The sequence below is a fragment of the Pseudomonas corni genome (assembly GCF_057128765.1).
This window is the reverse complement of record NZ_JBSKHW010000014.1, coordinates 90,999-105,857: the sequence shown is the minus strand read 5'-3', so window position 1 is coordinate 105,857 and position 14,859 is coordinate 90,999. Positions and strand designations below refer to the sequence as shown.

General features: G+C 53.7%; 11 protein-coding genes and 1 other RNA gene. 4 read left to right on the top strand and 8 right to left on the bottom strand.

Going from position 1 to position 14,859, the window contains the following annotated elements; genetic code table 11:
- The first annotated feature begins 662 nt into the window (after nucleotides 1–662).
- Together ACWKV9_RS20785 and ACWKV9_RS20780 are read left to right on the top strand one after the other, a co-directional pair.
- Complete coding sequence (locus ACWKV9_RS20785) at nucleotides 663–1,598, top strand: retron St85 family effector protein (RefSeq protein ID WP_483838013.1); 936 nt, start codon at nucleotides 663–665, stop codon at nucleotides 1,596–1,598.
- Nucleotides 1,595–2,548, top strand: coding sequence for a retron St85 family RNA-directed DNA polymerase (locus ACWKV9_RS20780; RefSeq protein WP_483838012.1), 954 nt, complete (start codon nucleotides 1,595–1,597; stop codon nucleotides 2,546–2,548). The genes ACWKV9_RS20785 and ACWKV9_RS20780 overlap by 4 nt, the downstream gene beginning before the upstream one ends.
- Nucleotides 2,549–2,838: 290 nt before the next feature.
- On the opposite strand, the gene ACWKV9_RS20775 is transcribed toward ACWKV9_RS20780, so the two are convergent.
- Nucleotides 2,839–3,003 carry a DUF6124 family protein gene (locus ACWKV9_RS20775; RefSeq protein WP_483838091.1) on the bottom strand — a complete coding sequence of 55 codons (165 nt, stop codon included), beginning with the start codon at nucleotides 3,001–3,003 and terminating at the stop codon, nucleotides 2,839–2,841.
- 690 nt (nucleotides 3,004–3,693) lie between these two features.
- Here ACWKV9_RS20775 and ACWKV9_RS20770 point away from each other — a divergent pair.
- On the top strand, nucleotides 3,694–4,605 hold the full coding sequence (locus tag ACWKV9_RS20770; protein ID WP_483838011.1) for a hypothetical protein: 912 nt from the start codon (nucleotides 3,694–3,696) through the stop codon (nucleotides 4,603–4,605).
- Here the strand turns inward: ACWKV9_RS20770 and ACWKV9_RS20765 are convergent.
- The 7 genes from ACWKV9_RS20765 to ACWKV9_RS20735 all read right to left on the bottom strand — a co-directional run bounded on the left by ACWKV9_RS20765 (nucleotide 4,591) and on the right by ACWKV9_RS20735 (nucleotide 13,638).
- The gene (locus tag ACWKV9_RS20765; protein WP_483838010.1) at nucleotides 4,591–5,934 is read right to left on the bottom strand and encodes a site-specific DNA-methyltransferase; all 1,344 of its coding nucleotides are present in this window, start codon (nucleotides 5,932–5,934) and stop codon (nucleotides 4,591–4,593) included. The genes ACWKV9_RS20770 and ACWKV9_RS20765 overlap by 15 nt on opposite strands.
- A gap of 267 nt (nucleotides 5,935–6,201) precedes the next feature.
- Nucleotides 6,202–6,714: a hypothetical protein gene (locus ACWKV9_RS20760; RefSeq protein ID WP_483838009.1), complete on the bottom strand. Its 513-nt coding sequence runs from the start codon at nucleotides 6,712–6,714 to the stop codon at nucleotides 6,202–6,204.
- 134 nt (nucleotides 6,715–6,848) lie between these two features.
- Nucleotides 6,849–7,240: a transfer-messenger RNA gene (gene ssrA / locus ACWKV9_RS20755) on the bottom strand.
- A 112-nt stretch (nucleotides 7,241–7,352) separates the two neighbouring features.
- Nucleotides 7,353–7,637: a hypothetical protein gene (locus ACWKV9_RS20750; RefSeq protein ID WP_483838008.1), complete on the bottom strand. Its 285-nt coding sequence runs from the start codon at nucleotides 7,635–7,637 to the stop codon at nucleotides 7,353–7,355.
- A gap of 209 nt (nucleotides 7,638–7,846) precedes the next feature.
- Nucleotides 7,847–10,657: an FAD-binding and (Fe-S)-binding domain-containing protein gene (locus ACWKV9_RS20745; RefSeq protein ID WP_483838007.1), complete on the bottom strand. Its 2,811-nt coding sequence runs from the start codon at nucleotides 10,655–10,657 to the stop codon at nucleotides 7,847–7,849.
- A 65-nt stretch (nucleotides 10,658–10,722) separates the two neighbouring features.
- Nucleotides 10,723–11,868: an FMN-dependent L-lactate dehydrogenase LldD gene (lldD, locus tag ACWKV9_RS20740; protein ID WP_483838006.1), complete on the bottom strand. Its 1,146-nt coding sequence runs from the start codon at nucleotides 11,866–11,868 to the stop codon at nucleotides 10,723–10,725.
- 69 nt (nucleotides 11,869–11,937) lie between these two features.
- Complete coding sequence (locus ACWKV9_RS20735; protein ID WP_483838005.1) at nucleotides 11,938–13,638, bottom strand: lactate permease LctP family transporter; 1,701 nt, start codon at nucleotides 13,636–13,638, stop codon at nucleotides 11,938–11,940.
- A 402-nt stretch (nucleotides 13,639–14,040) separates the two neighbouring features.
- On the opposite strand from ACWKV9_RS20735, the gene ACWKV9_RS20730 reads away from it, so the two are divergent.
- Nucleotides 14,041–14,808 carry a GntR family transcriptional regulator gene (locus ACWKV9_RS20730; protein WP_483838004.1) on the top strand — a complete coding sequence of 256 codons (768 nt, stop codon included), beginning with the start codon at nucleotides 14,041–14,043 and terminating at the stop codon, nucleotides 14,806–14,808.
- Nucleotides 14,809–14,859: the final 51 nt, after the last annotated feature.

The window sequence follows — 14,859 nt, the reverse complement described above, 5'->3', positions numbered from 1 at the left end:
TGCCTCCATGCTTTAAACGAATAGATTAAACCGAGAGATCCGCCGTCGAGCGAGTTTTTTATCCACGCAAGAAGTCATTACTGTGACTGATAAAGCCAAAACAGACCATTCGGGCACAAAAAACGCACTTGCGAAATTCGCTAAGTGCCTGATTTGTAACGCTTGTTTGGTGGAGCCGGGGGGAGGCGAAACTCGTAAATTAATTTGTTTTTTGGTATAAAAATCAATTACTTAGGCTGCCACTGTAACGCCCGGTGCCGCCCCCTATATGTCGTAATTGCCGCTCTGACTCGTTTAGCGGGCGCTCAGTATCGACGAGCAGGGCTTAGAATGCCAGATGGTTATCGTGGACACTTCACGGGGGGGGCTGGTGGCTAGGTCTGAGGGCGCGCCATCGAGCCTGCGGCGGGGCGATGAGGTAGGTCAAGGATTTCTATACGGATACCTTGACGGGGCAAGCTCGTTACGTTAAAAAAACGATCCTCTTTACGCGAACAGAGCCTCACAGCGTTGCTGCTAAGGCTTAGTCGGGCGTTTCGCCAGACTCAACTGCATTGCTTGGATTTATTCCGCAGAGAAAATCCGCGGACCTACAGTCGCAAGCTCCCTCCAGTCCGCAGATTTTCTCTGCGGCTGATTCTTGGTAAAGAGTCCTATTTCGCATGGATCCGCGACAAAGAATCCTTGCTGACATCGATGTCGATGAAAGCAAGGTTTTATTCTCAGGAAGCCCCATCGTACTTCTGTGTGGTGGGTTCGTTCCGGAAAAAAGTCATCCTGCGGATTCTGACCCTGAAATTGCCTCCCTCAGGGATGCCATTACACGGCAGCACCCACCGTATGAGACTTTTAGGCCGGAAGAAATAAAGTCTTGGCAAGATGACGGCGTATTCAAAAATCTTATGGACTTTGAGTCCGATCTAGCCAGTATATGCTCTTTGGTCGTAATCATTCTTGAAAGTGCTGGAGCTATAGCTGAGCTGGGTGCTTTTTCGCAGCTAAAAGATCTAAGTAAGAAGTTAATAGTGATTGTCTCCGATGAGTTCGCGGACGAGCATTCATTTATAAATTTAGGGATACTTAGATTTATTCGGCGGGACCATGATAAAGGTGTAAAGCGTTATCCGTGGGTAATATCAAGGCCCAAGGATATAGATGCGCACGTAGTAAGTGATGCTATTGATGATATTAAAGTCGAGTTGGCGGGGCTCAATAAGATTCAATCATTCAACTTGGATAGTGAGGTGCATCTTGTTGTGCTGATATATGAGCTTGTTACCATTTTTATAGCTTTGAAAGAAAGCGAGCTAATTGAAGCTATTGCAAAACTCGGTCGGGTTGTAAGAAAGGACGTTATACGAAGAAAGATATTTCTACTTGAACAGTTCCAGCTTGTACAGCCAATAAAATATAGTGATTCAACCTTTTTTGCATCCAGAAATGATTCTTTTCATAAGATCAGATTTGCTATAAAAGATGATGGGGCAATTGATCCTCTCCGAGTCCGCGCAGAATGTATGGCTTATTACAACGAAACCCCGTCAGAGCGAAACCGTCTTCGAGCAATTATAAATGCTAAATTAGGGGCTGATAAATGAGCGTTTATGATTTCAGGAAAAGTATCTCTAGCGCTTTGCTCATGTCCAGTCACGACATATTTAGGCTTATAATTCGTGCGCCTCATACTTATAAAAGTTATACGATAGCTAAAAAAAATGGCGGCACAAGATTAATTGCCCAGCCTGCAAAAGAAACAAAGTATATACAGCGAATTTTAATGAATGAGTTGTTTGTTCGGTTGCCAGTACATGACTGTGCAACTGCGTACAAAGATGGCTCAAGTATTAAGAAAAATGCTGAGCTGCATAAAGGTAGCAAGTACATTTCAAAGTTTGATTTTACTAATTTCTTCGGCTCCATTAAGCAGTCTGACATTGATATGCATCTTATCAATGTGTTTGGTGAAGAGCTATCTGCACAAACCGTAAAAGATATATCAAGGGTAAGTTGTATAAAGCATAAAAGTGCGGCTGACTTGTGTTTAAGTATCGGTGCGCCTAGTTCGCCTGTTTTGTCGAACTCAATTATGTGGGTGTTCGATCAGTTTGTCTCTGATTGGTGCCGCGAGCGGGAAATAACTTTTACTAGGTACGCTGATGACCTCACCTTCTCTAGTAATGTTAAAGGTCTTTATACTCAGATAGAGCCATTCTTGTCTTCCGCGCTGGAAGCATTGCCTTATCCGAAATTGTCGCTAAGTGCTAAAAAAACCATACATCTTTCTAAGAAAGACCAGCGCCGTGTTACGGGTTTGGTATTGAACAATGAAGGGCAAGTCTCTTTGGGGCGAGAGCGTAAGCGATTAATAAGTGCCATGATTCATGGGTATACGTGTGGAAAATTGTCAGAGGAGCAAGTTCTGCACCTTCAGGGGCTTCTTGGTTTTGCTGAAGATGCAGAGCCGCTTTTTGTATCAAGGATGAGGGGGAAATATGGAATAGTGGCAATTTCGGAGCTTTTTCAAAAACGCTCGAAATATAATGGTTAATAGACCAATATCTTGGCGTAGTGTGTAATTTCAAAGTGGTGTGTGGAACACGGGGTAAAGGTGTCTGATCTATTTGCGCTATAGCACCCTGCGCAATCTGCACTCAACTTCCACCTATCGTACGACTCCATCCTGGACAACTTAGTGGTTGTTCATTTATGAGGAGGGTCAGGGGAGGCTCGGACATCTACTGACCGATACCACCCGATGAATGACCCACCTCATCCTCAGTTATCAACCGCCCATACGTTCCCGCTAGATAGTAAGGCAAGCGACCCATCATCGCGCTATCAGCGTGGCGGAAGGTGCGCCTGCTGCTGGGACATCCGCTCCACCTTTCCCCTTACCATCTCAATCAAATGAAAAACCGAAAAAGCATGGTCACGCTGGCTTCCGCGCAACGCATCAGCGCTTTCATAGGCCGTTGCCGAGGCACAGCGAAGTAGCTCGTCAATTTCATTGATCTGTTGTTCGAGGTCGGTGATTTGAGGATCGGTTGTCTAGAGTAGTGGAGCTGCCAGAGGCCTTCCTACGGGCTTTGGGTGGCAGCTATGCGCGGGGTAGGAATACCGGAACTCTAGGCACCCGGCCACGCCGAAGCGTGCCCGCGCATAGCTACCATGACTCACCGCGGAACGAGTAAACGCTTGCAGTGGAAACGGTTGGCACATGCGCACCTAGATAGTTCCGGGTTCCTACGCCCAGGCCGCTGATTTGGCAGCGGCGAGCGCAAGGGTAGCGAGGCGGGGGTTGGGTCGCAAGTGTGGGAATATTTTGGGGACGCTTTCGCGGGCAGGGCGCTCCTACAGGTATCGCTTGCTAAATCCCGGACAACAAAAAGCCCGCGATAAACGCAGGCTTTTTGTAGGATTTGGTGGGCCGGGGGGAGGCGAACCGCAGGGATTATTTAGTAAAAAACCAAATAAAATCAACACCTTGCAGGTCGAAAGGTTTCACTATGCCGCCCTTCAGCATCCCCTATTGCCGCCCTTGACGCACATGGGAAAGGACGCATTCTGGCCTAAGCCGTATCCATCGCCTAGTGGCACAGTGTTTCTGCAATCGTGCACTCGGTAGATTGCTGCTACCATTCGGCCACCTATTCAGGCGAAAATGTTCCCTTTTTATCAAGGAGGGTGCAGGAAATGCGGGGTGATAATTATTTCAGTCAGATACCGCTGGGTGACGTACAGAAAATCGTGACGCCAATTGATGCGTCTGTGAAATTTCCTGAAATTTTGGACATTTTGTTAGAAAAGTATCGAGACGATATCAATCTGTTTCAACACTTAGTGCTCCAGTCATCTTCGTCCGAAGAATTGCTCGGCTATATAAGATCTGCTAATTACGGCGCAAAACAGCGGATGTCGTTGCTAAAGATGTTCAGACGGTGCGTGAGCCCTGTTTGCGATACAGAAGCGACAAAGAAAATCAACACTATATCGACCTATGCGCTGGTCGAGGCATACGGACCGACATTCAAGCCAATTGATGAATTGCAAAGCCAATTTGCGAACATTTCTCCCGCGACAATGAGTGCACTTGCAGTCTTAATTGGTGAATATGATACGCGGGGGCAGTCTGGCTATGCACTTACCGACCTATTTTTTAATTGGTTTTCTGAAAGCCATGGTCGCGACATGATAATCGAAGGTCCAAGGGGGGCTGGCAGGGATATAGAGTTAAGCACAATTTTTCCGAACTTCGTTGGTCAGTACCCATTAGATTTCGTAATTAGGCTCCGTGCGACCGGCGAAGTCTTAGCCGTGGGGTTCGCCCGATATGATGCGACAAGAGGAGGTGCTCAGTCGGATGATCGTACGGGAGGAAACTCTAATAAAGTGATGAAAGCTAAAGAGTATAACCAAACTACCGGAGATTTGATTAAGTTAATATTTCTTTCAGATGGGCCAGGGCTCATGCACAGAGACACTTGGATGGAGGCCTGTAATCTTGACTCCTCCTGGGGGGATAATGTGCGGGTTACTACGCTTAAAACTGCTAGTGCACGTGTAACCCGCGAATGGCTGTTGGACGCGATATCAAATAGCGCCTAAGGCCTTAATTTCATCGCAGAAGTCTTCTGCAACATGGGCGTCAACTAGAAAATCAAAACTAGACGACGCTCGGTATTTTGTCACAGTGCTTTCAGCGTCAATCGACGCGAATAAATCAACGATTTTCGCTGGCCTTTCAGGTTTTTTGACGAAGTCACCCATAGGGCTTGAACCGTGTCGGAGGCGAGTAATAGTGGCTTTAATAGCCTCGAAGGACTGATCTAAACCAATCCACTGCCTTTTGAGGTCGCTAGCGGCATTTAGCGTAGTCCCTGAGCCGCAAAACGGATCAACTACTAAATCGCCCTCATCGCTACTTGCTCCAACAATTAGCTTCAACATATCGAAATTCTTTTCAGTCGGATAGCCGGTGATTGCGATGCTTTGGTGATGAGCGTCGCGGAAGCGATCCCAATAGTCTGAATACGAAATTAACTTATCATCAGTCAGGTAAAGTTTCCTTCTTGGATTGCCGTTCCTAGACCAGTGGATTTCCCCTGCTTGATCAAGAGCTTCCAATTTCGAAGGAACATACTGCCAATGCTTCCCCGGCGGTGGCATCATGTCTCTCCATGCCTCACCCGTTTCGCCCCTTCGTGTACCTGGTGCGTGGATAGGGACCAGTTTATAACGTCCTTTTGCGTCAGCCTTTGTATACTCTTTTTCGATCCAAGCATCGTCCGGCTTCTCGCCGGGTTTGTTCCATTTGTAGTTATCAGATTTGGTATAAAAAAGAATATAATCATTAGTGTTGGAGAACGAATGTTTTGTAAAATTCTTACTGCTACATTTTTTTCTAGTTATTATATTTCTAAAATTTTGCGATCCAAATATTTCGTCTAGTATGACTTTAAGGTGCGAGACCATTTGGTGTCCAATGTGGACATAAATAGATCCATCGTCCGTCAAGAGGTCTCTCATTAAAATCAATCGGCGTCGCATAAATTCTACGTAATGCGCGGTTCCAAATTGATCTTTGTATGCATGTGATAAGTCTCTGGAGTGAAATTCCATTCCAGTATTATAAGGTGGGTCCAGATAGATCAAAGTTGCCCGGCGACCACTGTTCAGAAGCTCATGAAGACCAAAAAGGTTGTCACATAATATAAGCTTGTTGTTAGGGCCAGAAGCGTCGACTAGCCCTTTCTGACCAGGAATTATGAAATCCGACGGCAGATATTCACGCACTTCTTTTTCCGAAAGACGGTTTGGATAATGCATAACCGGTAATGCAGACGCGCCCGGCAGAGGATGAGGATCTCGTCCTGGTATGGATGCCAACAGTGCATCCGCCGATAGTTTTTCGCGACCTGAAATGCCAGTAGCCATGTGAGTGCTTCTCCCCCTGATTGAGGCGCACAGGGTAACCCATGTGGTTACCGGATGAAATGGTAAATCTGCATTTCTCTCACACTCTGGAGTGTTAGATAAAAGATGCAATGTTGGGGAAAATTGCAGCTAAAATCAGCGAAAAACGACTAATCTAACCGTTGTGTTTTCTATGACGTATAGCAACACCCTGGCGAGCCAGTTTGTCTGGCTCAGTGCAGCATGCCTACAGGCGCCGGTGAGACGGCTCCTGCGGTATTGAAATAGTCAGTGTTCCCGGCATGCTCCATCCGGTTGCCGAGCGCCCGAGAAGTCAATCTCCAAATTCTCGGCGAAATTGAGCAGCGAATTCAAAATGTTGTATTGCTGGCTAGGCGTTACAGCGGAGGTTTCCAGCTGGCGGCTGATGTAGGCCATGGCTTCTTCAAGCAAAACGTTGCGCAGCCGCGCTTCTAGCGTGAGCCGCACAGCATCTGAGGAGTCCGGCAGCGGGGCAGCTTTTCGGAGCAACGCATCGAGCTTATCGTTCTCTTCCCTGAAATCGCGCTCAAGGGCTTGTTTGAGGGCTTGGTATCCAGTCGAGGCGTCGTTTGGGCTTTCGTTCACTGTCAAACTCATGCAGTTTTCCAGGCTACCTATATGCCGCTTGGCACGCTGGATGGCAAGTCGTTTGCTGTGAGTGTGAAGTGAGATGCGTTTGTCAGCATTTAAGTGGGCAAGGCGTTTGGGGAGACGCAGGTAATAGAGACCGTGGCGACTTTTCTCTACGTGATTGGGCATTAGAGACACACTCCAGAAAGGGTGCGTCGGGGAGGCGTGCCGCCCATTTCTGCCGCCTTTTGCCTCCCTTTTGGTATTCCTAGGAACCATCCGGGAGGTAAAAAGCTTTAGAAATCAACGACTTACAACAAATTTGGTGGAGCCGGGGGGATTTGAACCCCCGTCCGCCAGTACTCCGCTTTCGGGACTACATGCTTAGCCAGATCTATTAAGTTAACCCTCTGCGACCCGATTGGCAGGGTGCGTTGGGCGAGCTGTGTAAGTTTTAGCCGATTCGTCCACAGCGTACTGCACGGCGATTCTGTTCTATATGACAATCATTTTGGGTTTACAGACATCCCCTGATGATTGCTGGAGCCGAAGCTGCCAGAAGGAAGGCTAGCACCGCTTACGCGGCGAGAGCTTGTTCCCCGTAGGTTTCGTCATTGGCAACTATAGAAAGTTGCAACAGTGGATTTACGAGTTCTGTTACCAACTCGGCATGCCCCTAGAGTTTCATCACCGGCGTCGAATCCTAATCGGCCCCAGATCTGCTGCCCTAGCAGTCAGGTCGCGGAGTGTACCCGAATCAATAGGATACGTCGACCGTCGTGCTGAGCAGCGAGCGTTGACCAGCTTTTGACTGGTCCGCACCCATCTTACTTGGCGCCTTCGCTACCCGAACCGATGGTTTTCAGCTGGGTGATCGCTTTGGTGGTAATTTCAATACAGTCTTTGTCGTTGCCAGCAGCCTTGGCTTTCATGGCTGCTTCCTGGGTTTTTTCCAGTTCGGCTTTGGTGTCGGCGCTAAGGTTGGTGCTCGAAGAGGTTTGAGCATCCTTGAGCGTTTGCAGGTTGGCGCCGCAGAGGTCATCAGCCGCGAATACCGGGGAACCCATCAATGCAGCGGTAAGGAACAAACCAGTGAGTGCAGTGCGCTTCATGTTGTATCTCCTTTAGCCTGGGGACTCGGTATGGCCGCTTCGTAGGGCCGATGTCCGAGAGTGTTAGTAAGCCTCGTCGTTGTTCGTGGGGCTTAAACAAACTGACTGTCCTCAAACGCAGGGGTTCTATTTTTTTTTGCAATAATGTGAAAAAGCCACATCACACATCACGTAACAAAAAGCAGCGAACTCCGAACCATACGTCGCGATCAAGCGGTTCTTGGCTGGGTGACCCTGTCCACCAGATACACCAGGCCGTGATAATCGATCCCGCCATGTTGCGTCAGGCCAATTTCACAGGTGCGACTGGTGGATATACCTTCATCGCAATACTGCACGGCTTGCTTCAATGTGCGCAGCGAATGCGCATTCAGCTCGGGGGTCGTGAAGCCTTTATCCCCAGCGAAACCGCAGCAATGAATGCCTTCGGGGATGACGACATTGACGCTGCACATCCGCGCCAGCTCAATCAGCGCCTGGCTTTCGCCGAGGTGCTGGGTGCTACAGGTGACATGCACCGCAATGGCTTGCTGCTGTGGCGTAAATACCAGTTTGTCCAAAAGATGGGTGCGGATGAAACGCACCGGATCGTAAAGGTCCAGGCGCGTGTCTTTTAGGTCTTGAACCAGCCGCAGCGTACACGGGCTGGTGTCGCAATAGATCGGATCAAGGCCGCCGCGACTGGCCTTGGTCAGCGCCGCGAGCAACTGCTGACGTTTCTCTTCAGCCTGTTCGGCATAGCCTTTGGACGCAAAAGGCTGGCCGCAGCACAGGCTCTCTTGATCCTCAGGGAATACCACTTGATACCCGGCTTTTTCCAGCAGGCCGCGAGTTTTATCCAGCAGCGACATTTGCTCGCGATCACCCGCCGCAGGCCCCATGACGCGAGAGACGCATGCCGCCAGATACACCACTCGCGGCCGCTGGTCTTCAACCGGCGGCGTGAAGCGAATGGCGCTTTCTGGCTGCGGCATCGCGGACGTCCATTGTGGGACGCGTCCGGCGGACGCTTTTGTCAGCGCCGCTGAAAACTTCGCCAGTCTCGGTGCGCCCAGCAACATCCGCGCGCCATTGGCCGCGTGCAATGTGAAGCGCGCGCCCTGCAGCGCAGTATTGAAATGCTGTGCGAGCCAGCCAGCGGCTTTGTCGTGGGTGGCTTCGCGGGCGCGCAGTTTCTTCACCAGCTCGCCGGTATTGATCCCGACCGGGCAGCGTTGCGCGCACAATCCGGTGGCCGCGCAGGTGTCGATGCCTTGATAGTGGAATTCTTTTTCGAGCCCGGCAGTATCGATGCCTGCGCGTTTCTTCGACTGAATGTCGCGCCAGATAACGATGCGCTGACGCGGACTCAGGGTCAGGCCTTTCGACGGACACACTGGCTCGCAAAATCCACATTCGATGCATTTGTCGACGATCTCGTCAGCCGCAGGCATCGGCTTGAGATGCTTGAGGTGGATCTGCGGATCTTCGCTCAGCACCACGTCCGGATTGAGAATGCCGTTGGGGTCGAGCAGCCGCTTGAGTTGCCACATCAGTCGATAGGCGTCGGTTCCCCATTCCAGCTCGACGAAGGGCGCCATGTTGCGCCCGGTGCCGTGCTCTGCCTTGAGCGAACCGTTGAATTCGACGGCCACCAACTGCGTGACGTCCTCCATGAACGCCTGATAGCGCGCCACTTCCTGCGGATCGTTGAAGCCCTGAGTGAACACGAAATGCAGATTGCCCTCCAGCGCGTGGCCGAACAGGATCGCCTCATCGTAATGATGCTTGTCGAACAGCTCGATCAGCCGTCGTACGCCCATGGCCAGTTGCTCGACGGGGAAGGTCACGTCTTCGATGATCACCGTGGTGCCGGTTTCACGCACGGCACCAACGGCGGGGAAGGTGTCTTTGCGGATCGCCCACAGGCGCGCATTTTCCAGCGGGTCTTCGGTGAAGTCGATTTGCTTGTCCACCGGGAAGTGCGCAATCGACGCCATGATCTGTGTCAGTTGTTCATGCAGCAGCGGTTGCGTCGCGGCGCGGGCTTCGATCAGCAGCGCGCAGGCGTTTTCCGACAGCTCACGCACGAACGGCGGCATGCCCGGCTTATTTTGGACTGAACGCATGCTGCGCCGGTCAAGCAGTTCGACGGCGGACACCGGTTGGGTTTTGAGAACGGTCACTGCGTTGCAGCAGGTCTCAACGTCTGGAAACACAATCAGCGCCGACGCTTTGTGTGGGTGATCCACCACTGTGTCGTAGGTCACCGCGCTGATGAAACCCAGCGTGCCCTCAGAACCCACCAGCAAATGGCTGAGGATATCTAGCGGTTCTTCGAAATCCACCAGCGCGTTCAGAGACAGGCCCGTGGTGTTTTTCAGACGGTATTTATGGCGGATCTTCGCTGCCAGTTCGGTATTGGCGCGAGTGTCGCGACCCAGCACGGCAAGGCTTTCAAGCAAACCAGCGTGGCTTGTGCGCAAGGCTGCGACGCTGGCTGCATCTTCCGTGTCAATCCGTGTGCCGTCGGCCAGTACGACTCGCATGCCAGCGAGGGTGTGGTAAGTGTTTTGCGCGGTGCCGCAGCACATGCCGCTGGAGTTATTGGCGACGATGCCGCCGATTTTCGCCGCGTTGATCGACGCAGGATCGGGCCCGATCTTGCGTCCGAACGGCGCCAGCCAGGCATTGGCCTGCGCGCCGATCACGCCGGGCTGCAAGCGAATTTGACCACCATCCCCGCGCACTTCGCGCCCGTTCCAGTTATCGCCCAACACGATCAGCACCGAATCGCTGATGGCCTGGCCGGACAAGCTGGTGCCGGCAGCGCGAAAGGTAACTGGCACCCTGTCGGCCTGCGCCAGTTTGAGCAGGGCCACCACTTCATCTTCGGATTCAACGCGAATCACCAGCTTGGGGATCAGTCGGTAGAAACTGGCGTCGGTACCGAACGCCAATGTCGACAGCGGATCATCGAAGCGGCGGTTCTGCGGGATCAACCGCTGGACATCGGCCAGGAAGGAGGCGGGCAGGCTCATACGGTTTTCCTCTTGGCGCCGCGGCATCTGGCGTGCCGCGTACGTAGTGGCTCAGTTTTCCGGGCTCAGACGCCCAGTTCACGTACCAGCGAATCGCGGGATATTTCGCTGATGGATTTGGCGCCGGTCAGCACCATCGCCACGCGCATTTCCTTTTCGAACAGGTCCAGCAGGTTTTTCACGCCAGCTTCGCCGTGGGTCGCGAGGGCGTAAATGAACGCACGCCCAATCAGCACGGCATCAGCGCCCAGGGCGATCATCCGCACCACGTCCAAGCCGCTGCGGATGCCGGAGTCGGCGAGGATCTTCAGTTCGCCTTTCACTGCGTCGGCGATGGCGGGCAGTGCGCGGGCGCTGGACAGCACGCCGTCAAGCTGCCGGCCGCCGTGGTTGGAAACAATGATGCCGTCGGCGCCGAACGTCACTGCATCGCGCGCGTCTTCGGGGTCGAGGATGCCCTTGATTAGCATTGGGCCGTCCCACGCTTCGCGAATCCACTCCAAGTCTTTCCAGGAAATCGACGGATCGAAATTGTTCCCCAACCAGCCAATGTAATCGGCGAGGCCGGTGGGGTTGCCACGGTAGGTCGAGATGTTGCCGAGGTCGTGTGGGCGGCCGTTCACGCCGACGTCCCAAGCCCACTGCGGGTGAGTCATGGCTTGCAGTACGCGACGCATCGGACCGTTTGCGCCGCTCATGCCGTGGTGGGCATCGCGATAACGCGCGCCGGGGACCGGCATGTCGACGGTGAACACCAGGGTTTTGACCCCGGCGGCTTTGGCGCGCTCAAGGGCATTGCGCATGAAGCCGCGATCCTTGAGCACGTACAACTGAAACCAGATGGGGCGGTCGATGGCCGGCGCGACTTCTTCGATCGGACAGACCGAAACGGTAGACAAGGTAAAGGGGATGCCCTTGGCTGCGGCGGCACGCGCGGCTTGAACTTCGCCACGGCGGGCGTACATGCCGCACAGCCCGATCGGCGCCAGCGCTATCGGCATGCTCATTTTTTCGCCAAACAGCGAAGTTTCCAGGCTGAGCTCGGACATGTTTTTCAGGACGCGCTGACGCAAGGCAATGCCGGCCAGATCCGAAACATTGTGGCGCAGGGTGTGCTCGGCGTAGGCGCCACCGTCGGCGTAGTGGAACAAAAACGGCGGCAGTTTGCGTTGCGCCGCAGCACGATAATCGGTGGAGGCAGAAATGATCATGGGGTCTCGCATCGTTGAGTGGGCGGGGCAGCAGCCGGGCGCGCATGAGCACACCCGGCGCTCGTCTCATTAGTGAACCAACATGCCCGTGAACCAGTAGGCCTGGGCGTAGGTAATGCAGCCGACGATGGTGGCGAAGAAAATGCTGTGCTTGAGCGTGAAGCGGAACAGGTCGGACTCTCTACCTACCAGACCCGTCGCCGCACAGGCGACTGCGATCGATTGCGGGGAAATCATCTTGCCCGTCACGCCGCCGCTGGAGTTCGCCGCAACCATCAAAATGTCGCTGACGCCCACCTGGTGAGCAGTGGTGGCTTGCAGCGAACCGAACAGGGCGTTCGACGAGGTATCGGAGCCGGTCAGAAACACGCCCAGCCAGCCAAGGAACGGCGAGAAGAACGGGAATGCCGCGCCAGTGCCTGCCAGGACCAGTGCGAGCGTCGAGGACATGCCCGAGAAGTTCATGACGAAGGCGAATGCCAGCACCATGCCGATGGACACAATGGCCCAGCGAAGCTCGATCAGCGTTTCTTTGAAAGTGGTCAGACCGATGCGAGGGGTGATGCGCAGCACGATCATCGCCAGGAGCGCTGAGAACAGAATCGCGCTGCCGGATGCGGCGATCAGGTCGAATTTGTACACCGCAGGCATTGGAGTCGGAGTCGCGACAATCGGCGCGCCTTTGATGACCATCTTGTCCAGAAGCGGAATCGCGATGTTCATCGTCCACGCTTCAAGCGGCCCACCGGCAGCAAACAACGCTTTGAACGGCTTGAGTGTCCAGATCGTCACGATCACCGTGAGGATCAGGAACGGAGACCACGCTTTGAATATAGTGCCGATGGAGTGAGGGGATTTCTGAGTAGAACGTGGCTGGCCAAAACCGCCAGGTCCGCCGCCTACGATGACTGCTGCGCCGCCGGATGTGCTCGCCACTTGGGTTTCGCCAGCGCGGGCTGGCTGCCAGACTTTCAGGAACAGTGTCAGCGAAACCAGGCTGACGAGCGCCGAGGTGATGTCCGGCAGTTCCGGGCCAATGTAGTTGGATGTCAGAAACTGCACGACTGCGAAGCTACCGCCAGCCACCAGCGCTGCGGGCCAGGTTTCCTTGACGCCTTTAACGCCATCCATCATGAACATCAGCCAGAACGGCACGAAAACCGACAGCAGCGGCAATTGACGGCCCGCCATCGCGCCGATCTTGAACGCGTCCAGCCCAGACACCTGCCCAGCGACAATGATCGGAATCCCCAGTGCACCGAATGCCACTGGCGCAGTGTTAGCGATCAGGCACAAGCCCGCTGCGTACAGAGGGTTGAGTCCCAGGCCTACGAGCAAGGCGGCAGTGATCGCCACCGGTGCGCCAAAACCGGCAGCCCCTTCAAGGAACGCGCCGAAGCAGAAGCCGATCAACAGCACTTGGATGCGCTGGTCATCGGTGATGGACATGACCGAGCTGCGGATGATTTCGAACTGCCCGCTTTTCACCGTCAGTTTGTAGAGGAACACGGCCGCGATAATGATCCACGCAATAGGCCATAAGCCGTAGCAAAAGCCATAGAGCGCAGACGCGATGGCCATACCGGCGGGCATTTGAAACGCGAAGATGGCAACCAGAACCGCGAGGATGAGGGTGATGGTGCCGGCAACGTGCCCTTTGAGCCGGAACACGGCCAGAGCGAGGAAGAAAAACACGATGGGGACAAGGGCGGCGAGGGCGGAAAGCCACAGGCTGCCAAGCGGTGTGTAGAGCTGTTGCCAGGTTTGCATGTGTGAGGCCCCTAATTGTTGTTGGTTAGGCCCGGTGTCCATGTCGTACGTGCGCGGCTCCTGCAGGCGACTCCAGCTGCGCTGTCGTCCTGCTGGCGCTGACGAACGAGTCGCACAGCTCACCAGCTCAAGTCTTACGCCGTCGCGAATGACCTGCGGCGAGCGGTGCTGATAACCACCAATCGCCGGCATCGTAAAAATTGGTAATACCAATTTACAATGTCTAGGCGCTAGGTTAAAAGCCTTGGTGTTGTTGTGTCAATTTGTGGCTCTAGAACTTTTGTCGCAGTTGGGCGGCTTTTCTGCTGAATCGCTGTTTTACGCAGCCTCTGCCGGGTGAATGTATAGCCACAATCAGCCAGAATATGCGCCCCCGAAAATTGTCGGGGATTTGGAGTGGTTATGGGCTTTGATCAGGTGCGCCAACGGCGTTTGTCTGACGATATCGTTGAACAGCTCGAACGAATGATTCTGGAGGGCACGCTCAGGGCGGGTGAGCGCCTACCTGCCGAGCGCACGCTGGCTGAACAATTCGGCGTGTCTCGGCCTTCTCTTCGTGAAGCGATCCAGAAGCTCACGGCAAAAGGACTGTTGATTAGCCGGCAGGGTGGCGGCAATTATGTGGTCGAGAATTTGGGATCAACGTTCAGCGATCCCCTCATGCATTTACTCGAAAGCAGCACCGAGGCTCAGCGCGACCTGCTGGAGTTTCGCCATACGCTTGAAGCGTCGTGCGCCTATTACGCGGCCATCCGTGCGACCGACGTAGACCGGGCTCGCCTGCGTGAGGCGTTCGACGCGCTACAGGACTGCTACAGCCGCGCCGATGAAGTGAGTCGCGCTGAGGAAGGTGCCGCCGATGCGAGCTTTCATCTGGCGATTGCCGAAGCCAGTCATAACGCGGTGCTGCTGCACACCATTCGCGGCTTGTTCGATCTGCTGACGCGCAACGTCGTCACCAACATCGGCGGCATGTACAAGCAGCGCGCAGAAACTCGCGACATGCTGATCAGTCAGCATCGTGAGTTGTATCTGGCGATCATTGAGGGGCGTGCGGACGATGCGCGTGAGGTGTCGAGCCGGCACTTGCTGTACGTGCAAGAGGTGTTAGAAGAGGTCAGGCAGCAGGTTCAGCGCACGGCAAGAGCCGAGCGGCGTAATGGGATTTGAGTTCGCATCTTCTGTAGGAGACCACTTGTTAGCGAGAGGCGTTACGCGGTG

What these genes read in the sequence shown, in the direction of transcription:
- ACWKV9_RS20785 (WP_483838013.1), top strand. Translation starts at nt 663, where the DNA reads ATGGATCCGCGACAAAGAATCCTTGCTGACATCGATGTCGATGAAAGC.
- ACWKV9_RS20770 (WP_483838011.1), top strand. Translation starts at nt 3,694, where the DNA reads ATGCGGGGTGATAATTATTTCAGTCAGATACCGCTGGGTGACGTACAG.
- lldD (WP_483838006.1), bottom strand. Translation starts at nt 11,868, where the DNA reads ATGATCATTTCTGCCTCCACCGATTATCGTGCTGCGGCGCAACGCAAA.
- ACWKV9_RS20735 (WP_483838005.1), bottom strand. Translation starts at nt 13,638, where the DNA reads ATGCAAACCTGGCAACAGCTCTACACACCGCTTGGCAGCCTGTGGCTT.
- ACWKV9_RS20730 (WP_483838004.1), top strand. Translation starts at nt 14,041, where the DNA reads ATGGGCTTTGATCAGGTGCGCCAACGGCGTTTGTCTGACGATATCGTT.
- ACWKV9_RS20780 (WP_483838012.1), top strand. Translation starts at nt 1,595, where the DNA reads ATGAGCGTTTATGATTTCAGGAAAAGTATCTCTAGCGCTTTGCTCATG.
- ACWKV9_RS20765 (WP_483838010.1), bottom strand. Translation starts at nt 5,934, where the DNA reads ATGGCTACTGGCATTTCAGGTCGCGAAAAACTATCGGCGGATGCACTG.
- ACWKV9_RS20745 (WP_483838007.1), bottom strand. Translation starts at nt 10,657, where the DNA reads ATGAGCCTGCCCGCCTCCTTCCTGGCCGATGTCCAGCGGTTGATCCCG.
- ACWKV9_RS20760 (WP_483838009.1), bottom strand. Translation starts at nt 6,714, where the DNA reads ATGCCCAATCACGTAGAGAAAAGTCGCCACGGTCTCTATTACCTGCGT.
- ACWKV9_RS20750 (WP_483838008.1), bottom strand. Translation starts at nt 7,637, where the DNA reads ATGAAGCGCACTGCACTCACTGGTTTGTTCCTTACCGCTGCATTGATG.